Raw genomic sequence first — 7139 nt, 5'->3', positions numbered from 1 at the left:
CACCACCACACCTGGGACTTATGGTGGTACTTTGATTCTCAGCAACAACGATATTGACGAAGGCACCTTTGACTTTGCCATCAGTGGCACAGTCAAACCTGTTCCCACTCCAGAAATCCAAGTTCTCAACGGCACAGTTGATATTGCAGATGGAACTACAACAGCCATCAGCTTTGGTGATGCCATCGTTGGTAACACTCTTACCAAAACCTTTACCATTAAAAACACTGGTACGGCTGCACTAAATCTGAGTAACCTCAAACTACCAAATGGCTTTAGTTTAGTGGGAACTCTCCCCACTAGTGTGGCTGCAAATGCTTCCACCAACATCACTGTGGCACTCAACACCACCACACCTGGGACTTATGGTGGCACTCTGATTCTCAGCAACAACGATATTGACGAAGGCACCTTTGACTTTGCCATCAGTGGCACAGTTAAACCTGTTCCCACTCCAGAAATCCAAGTTCTCAACGGCACAGTTGATATTGCAGATGGAACTACAACAGCCATCAGCTTTGGTGATGCCATCGCTGGTAACACTCTCACCAAAACCTTTACCATTAAAAACACTGGTACGGCTGCACTAAATCTAAGTAACCTCAAACTACCAAATGGCTTTAGTTTAGTGGGAACTTTACCCACTAGTGTGGCTGCAAATGCTTCCACCAACATCACTGTGGCACTCAACACCACCACACCTGGGACTTATGGTGGCACTCTGATTCTCAGCAACAACGATATTGACGAAGGCACCTTTGACTTTGCCATCAGTGGCACAGTTAAACCTGTTCCCACTCCAGAAATCCAAGTTCTCAACGGCACAGTTGATATTGCAGATGGTATGACCACCATTGATTTTGGCAACACCACTGTCGGTAACACCCTAACTGAAACCTTTACTATTCAGAACATCGGCACAGCTGCACTCAACTTAAGTAATCTTGAACTTCCTGACGGCTTCAGTTTAGTGGGAACTTTACCCACTAGTGTGGCTGCAAATGCTTCCACCACCATCACTGTGGCACTCAACACTAATACACCTGGAACCTATAGTGGTAGTTTGAGTTTAAGCAACAACGATAGTAATGAAAGTCCTTTTGACTTTGCTATTACCGGCATAATTAAACCCGCTCCTATTCCGGAAATTCCAATTCTCAATGGCACCAGCCGTTCCGAGTTCTTACAAGGCAATGCCCCAGCCAACAAGATTTATGGCTTTGGGGGATCGGATACCATCGTAGGTAATGTCAAAAATGACCAACTTTTCGGAGGTGATGGAAACGATACTCTCTGGGGAAGTGATGGTGATGACTTGCTCTATGGCGACAGTGGTAACGACTATCTCTCCGGTAATAATGACAACGATACCATATTTGGTGGTATTGGCGATGACAAACTCTACGGAGGCGCAGGCAATGACTGGCTTTATGGCGGTTCAGGTAACGATATACTCACAGGAGGTTATGGTAATGATATTTTTGTGTTGGCTTCACGGGAAGGTACTGACTCAATTCTTGACTTTGAAGTAGGTAAAGACAAAATTGCTCTCTCAGGTGGTCTGCAATTTGGTCAATTAGTGATACAGCAAAAAGCAAGTCAAGCCTTCATTCTAGATAGTTCTGACAATCAAGTGTTGGCGAAGTTGGATAATGTGAGTGCAAGTATACTTATAGCTCAGGCTTCTACAACTTTTATGACTATTTAGTTCAGTTGGGGACTTGCAAATAATATCATGTCCGGTTAAAGACTTATTGTTTAGACTGACGGGGGGAGGTGGGGAGGTGGGGAGGTGGGGACGTGGAGAGTTTTTTTGATAAGTGATTAGGCGGACATGATATAAAACAATATTCCATAGAAGATTGTTGACTGTTAACCGTTGGCGGTTAACAGTTAACTATTAATAGTCATGAGTCAACTACCTTACCAATTTGGTATGATTTCTATGAGTTAGTTATGTTGCAAAAACTTAACAATTAGCCAGATTTGATATTACAGCTACTCGTTAGTTTGCGATCGCCAATTTGCTAATCCTAAATTTAAAAACTTGGCCCACTCCGCCGCTAAAGGAATTTCTGTAAACGGAACGCGCACTGAGTCAGTGGATTGGGAAAAGACAAACTCTAACTCTATAGAACGACCTTTTTTTGGTAAATTCTCTATATTTATTAATTTGCCATCTACTAAAAGATGTATTTCTTGGACATTAATTAAAGAAAATGTTTCTAACTTAATCGGCCCTTGGGGTGTGGGTTTACCCCAGGTTATAGAGTTTCCTTTTTGACCTAATACTGAATAAATATCATACTTAGCCCGTTCAAATTGCTCTGCCCAAGCACGATAGGCTTCAACTTTTTGATACTCCCTTGAGCCTTGCCAAGCTAGCCAGAAAAACATTGCTAATAGAGGTAACCACAAAAGACCACGTTCCATCGTTTCAACAGTCCTGAGTTATGAAGTGAAGGTAAACTAAAGTGCAAATTACACCAACAAGGGGCACAGATAAGTTATGGTAGTGGGAAAACTGGCAAAAAGCGGTGATGAGTTAATATGAGAAAGCTTATATTATTGTGCTTGTTTGTCATTGGGTTGGGAGCTGCTGTATTTGGTTTCCTGAATTTCCAGGGACTTGCAGTTAAAGGCGATTTTGAGACGATTTTGCTTGATTTTCGTGAAGATATTCCATCAAGTGTGGTGCAACAGAATTTACAAGCGATCGCCAAACAATACAACGTTACACCCCAATTAGACAACAAGTTTTCGGCGAAGGATAATGTGTATATTATCGAGGGCGATGGACAGCGACTCCAAGAACTAAAAAAATCTCAGTTTGCCCAAGTTACAGAATTCATAGAGCCAAACTATATCTACAGAAAGATTCCACAACCAGGTGAAGCCGCTTGGTTGGGAGAATTTTTACGGCCCCAAGAAAATGATGAGGTAAATCTCTCATTAACTGGCCCCAATGACCAATATTACAGCAAGCAGTGGAACTTGCACAAAATTGGCATCGAAGGTGCATGGAGTCAAACCAAAGGTAGTGGCGTTACCGTTGCAGTAATAGACACTGGCATTACTAAGGTGCGCGACTTGTACGAGACAAAATTCGTCAAAGGCTATGATTTTGTCAACGACAGAGAAAAAGCTGATGACGATAACGGTCATGGTACTCACGTTGCTGGAACCATTGCCCAAGCCACAAATAACAAATATGGCGTAGCTGGAATTGCTTATGAAGCCAGTTTGATGCCACTGAAGGTACTGAGTGCCTATGGTGGCGGTACCGTAGCCGATATTGCCGAAGCGATTAAATTTGCTTCTGATAAAGGCGCAGATGTGATTAATATGAGCTTGGGCGGTGGTGGTGAAAGCAAGTTAATGAAAGAAGCGATCGAGTATGCCCATAGAAAAGGTGTAGTCATCATTGCCGCAGCGGGTAATGAAAGCGCCAATGGGGCAAGCTATCCAGCACGTTATCCTCACGTCATTGGCGTTTCAGCGATTGGGCCAGACGGCGAAAAAGCACCCTATTCTAACTTTGGTGCAGGGGTCGATATCTCTGCTCCTGGTGGTAGTGAAGCTGGAAAGATTCTCCAAGAAACCATCAACGAAAAAGGTGAAGGCGTATTTCTTGGTTTCCAAGGTACAAGCATGGCTTCCCCCCACGTTGCTGGCGTTGCCGCATTAATCAAAGCTAGTGGTATTAAAGAACCAGATGAAATTTTAAAAGTCCTCAAACAGTCAGCACGAGTTATCCAAGATGATGGTTTGAACTATTATGGCGCTGGACAACTCAATGCAGAAGCCGCAGTCAAACTAGCTGTTGGAGGGCAAATCAGTTTCCAAGATTTCTTCCGGTGGTTAAGAGACAACGGCTACTTGAATCCTGGCTTTTGGATTGACGGTGGTGCAGTAGCACTGTTACCCAAGATTTTAATGGTGATTGGTTCTTACTTGCTGGCTTGGTTTTTACGGGTTTACTTCCCCTTCACTTGGAGCTGGTCTTTGTTTAGCGGTTTAATTGCTGGTAGTTCTGGCTTATTCTTCCTCAAAGGAATCTATATATTTGACCTTCCCCAATGGCCTTTCCGGGTTTTCGGCAGTTCAATTCCCGAACTCGGCAACACCCTCCAAGGAACTGATGCATTAAATCCCTTATTTGCCAGCGTATTGATTCCCATTGTCTTAATGGCATTACTGTTAGGACATCCCAGTTGGAAATGGTTTGCCATAGGTTCAACACTAGGAGTAGCAGCCTGCTTAACAGTAAGTGCTATTTACGACCCAGCAGTTTGGGGATTTGGAAACGTTAATTTAGCACGTCTATTTCTCATCGCCAACGCCATACTTTGTTACGGACTTGCTCGTTTAGCATTGCAAAACGAAGAAAAAGCAGCATAAATGGGTATGGGGCATGGAGAAGAGGATGGGGAGATAAGGGATGGGGAGATGGGGGAAAGAAGAATTACTTTCTCCTCACCTTCCCACCTCCCCACCTCCCCACTTCCCCATCTCCCCATCTCCCCAGTCCCCAGTCCCTACTCTCACACTCAGCACTATTTATGAGCATTACAGTTACAGGCACAGTTCAACGCCGCGATATTGGCCCAGGCGCATGGGCGTTAGTTACAGAAGAGGGTGTTACCTATGAAATCCTCAGAGGGGCAGATAAAGACTTACTCAAAGCCGGACAAAAAGCAAAAGTTAAAGGACAGGTGCGTGAAGATGTGATGACAGCTGCCATGATTGGCCCTGTCCTAGAGGTTAAATCTTTTGAGGTAATTAATTCTGACTAGTTGTAGAATCGAGAACCTGCTGGAGACGGCTTCTAAATTCACCTTTGGGATGACCTCCTTTTACCTCACCTACAATTTCAAATTCTCCTTCTGGAGAATTGCAAACAATGTAAGTAGGCCATCCCATTTCTGATTTATCAGGATACTGAGTCAATAAAATCTTGCGATACTTGCGGTAAGCAGCTGTATCCTGCATTTTCACATCGATAAATTCTAAACCCAGTTCTTCAGCCACTTTTTTGTCATAAAAAGACATTTTGTGGCAAATGCCGCACTCTTCAGAAGAAAACTTAATTACAGCTAAACTCATCGGTTGGCAACTCTTTGGTTTTAGGCTAGATATACTAGCATAACGCCATGAAATATACCATATAGCTGGTTGTTAATGTCAACAATATTGGGCATAGGGCATAGGGCATGGGGCATAGGGCATGGGAGATGAGGGAGACAAGGGAGAAAAATTGCTGCCTTGTCCCCCTTGTCCCCCTTGTCCCCCTTGTTCCACACCCCATGCCCCACACCTAATTTTTTAGCAAGTAGCTGTTGAAGAAGGGGAAAGTCGGAATCTAGAAAAAAACTTAAGAATGTGATTAAATATCATAGCAATCATTTTCGAGTCACCTGTCTAGCTAAAAATAAAAAGAAAGTGATACAGGCATTAGGTGACCGGGTTTTGCTCTAAGCTGGCTATCAGGGGATATTCAAGGTCTACCAGCAGTAGTAACAAGGTGCATTCTCGGTATGTGGCAGTTTATTTAGGCTGATGATGTTTTTGAATCAGCTATGTCTCTAGGCAAAAAAAAACCCCCAGTGGGTGTTAGCCAACCAGGGGAGTTAGTTATCAGGGTGCATCTACCAATTAAATGTTCTAGGATTGAAGGCCTTACTCCGGATAAATTTGTACAAAGGTCAGTTATTTTTTAAAATAAAAAAACCCCAGTTGGTGTTAGCCTACTAGGGGAGTGAGTTATCAGGGTGCATCTACCAATAATGTTTTCTAGGGGCAGCTAGTATGTTCCGGAAAAAATGCTCAACCTCTAACAAGATTTGGAATCGCTAATAATGTAGCGTTCAGGAGTCTACGAGGCTCTTTTAGATTCATTCCAATCACAAGGCTACTGGGCTTCGGTTTGAGATTTGTTCTGTCTACCAAAAAAGTTGCTCTCAATCGAAAAACCCCAATCCAAAATCTAGAATCTAAAATTCTTCGATAATTCCAAACAAAAAACCCCCAGAGGCTATTAGCCAACCAGGGGAGTTGAGTTATCAGGGTGCATCTACCAATTACTTTTTCTCAGGTTAATGGCTATCCACCGGATAAATTATGCAGAAGTTGAGGTTATTGTTGTCTATTCACCAGAAAAAAAACTCTCAACAAGTGTTAGCCAATCAGAGGGGTTAGTTATCAGGTCAACCAATTTTGGATTTTACCAAAAGTTCGGTCAGTGGCTCGGACAGTTTTACCGATTTGTGAAACGCCCTGAGGGCGGGTTATCGTAGGGTACTGGTGTCACCTCAGGCTTGCGGGGAATAGAGTAATTCTTAGTATCTGCGAGCCTCTGGCTATGCCAAGGTCAACGGCAAACAAGGGTTTTCCAACACAAATTTGAAATTTTGGATTTGTTGTGCCCTTTACGGGCGGAATGAACTGAAAAAATTTTGAATTTAAAATCTCAAATTGGCACGGCCAAACCTACCAATTATTTAATGATTGGTGCGCTACCTGAAAAATAGGTGTGAGATGAAGAAAAAAAACCCCCAGCGGCTATTAGCTTACCAGGGGAGCTAGTTATCAGGGTGCATCTACCAATTAAGTGTTCTAGGTTTAACCATCATGCTCCGGATAAATTTGCAAAAAGCTTGATTATTTTTGTCTGCCAAACAAAAACTACTACACTTGAGCAGAGCTTGACTGATGTTTGAAATGGGGTGCTTGTACCATTTTGGGTTCTAAAACCTAATTTTTGCTGTAGGGAGATGGGGAATAGAAATTATGAAATTACGTTTGGTGAATGCAAATTGGTATTAGTCCATACTCTGGTTCAGGGAACTCCAAAAAATAAACAACAGCACATGGTGGTTGACTGTGAACCGTCAACAGTCAACAGTTCAAAGTAACAATGGAATATTTTTACTTGGAAGTCCCTAATTCAAATAGTCACTGGTTTTTTGTAGTGGTCTAATAGTGGATATTAAACGATTTAAGGGAGTTAAAGATCGAGGTACATTCATCTGCCAATCCAGTGTTCTCAAGTTAAGCATTATTTTCTGGTGGAGAATATCTGCGTTATATCAAGTTAGTGTAATTACTTACAGTAGAACGCAGAATTCAGAATCTGGAAT

The 7139-nt window shown here is 42.7% G+C and carries 5 protein-coding genes; 3 read left to right on the top strand and 2 right to left on the bottom strand.

Annotated features, from left to right (window positions below):
* Positions 1 to 1708 (top strand): choice-of-anchor D domain-containing protein (locus VF06_RS35085; protein ID WP_143874539.1); only part of this gene is annotated, 1708 nt, incomplete at its 5' end.
* A gap of 290 nt (positions 1709 to 1998) precedes the next feature.
* Here the strand turns inward: VF06_RS35085 and VF06_RS35080 are convergent.
* Positions 1999 to 2433, bottom strand: a complete 435-nt coding sequence (locus tag VF06_RS35080; RefSeq protein WP_099070931.1) for a hypothetical protein — start codon at positions 2431 to 2433, stop codon at positions 1999 to 2001.
* A gap of 117 nt (positions 2434 to 2550) precedes the next feature.
* Here VF06_RS35080 and VF06_RS35075 point away from each other — a divergent pair, with 117 nt between their 5' ends.
* Together VF06_RS35075 and VF06_RS35070 are read left to right on the top strand one after the other, a co-directional pair.
* Complete coding sequence (locus tag VF06_RS35075; protein WP_099070930.1) at positions 2551 to 4401, top strand: S8 family peptidase; 1851 nt, start codon at positions 2551 to 2553, stop codon at positions 4399 to 4401.
* Between the two features lie 161 nt (positions 4402 to 4562).
* On the top strand, positions 4563 to 4796 hold the full coding sequence (locus tag VF06_RS35070; RefSeq protein ID WP_099070929.1) for a hypothetical protein: 234 nt from the start codon (positions 4563 to 4565) through the stop codon (positions 4794 to 4796).
* Here VF06_RS35070 and VF06_RS35065 read toward each other — a convergent pair.
* Complete coding sequence (locus tag VF06_RS35065) at positions 4783 to 5106, bottom strand: thioredoxin family protein (protein ID WP_099070928.1); 324 nt, start codon at positions 5104 to 5106, stop codon at positions 4783 to 4785. The two genes, VF06_RS35070 and VF06_RS35065, sit on opposite strands and share 14 nt — an antisense overlap.
* Positions 5107 to 7139 lie beyond the last annotated feature (2033 nt).

This window comes from Nostoc linckia z4, assembly GCF_002608075.1.
GTDB lineage: Bacteria > Cyanobacteriota > Cyanobacteriia > Cyanobacteriales > Nostocaceae > Nostoc > Nostoc linckia.
This window is presented reverse-complemented; position numbering and strand designations above follow the sequence as displayed.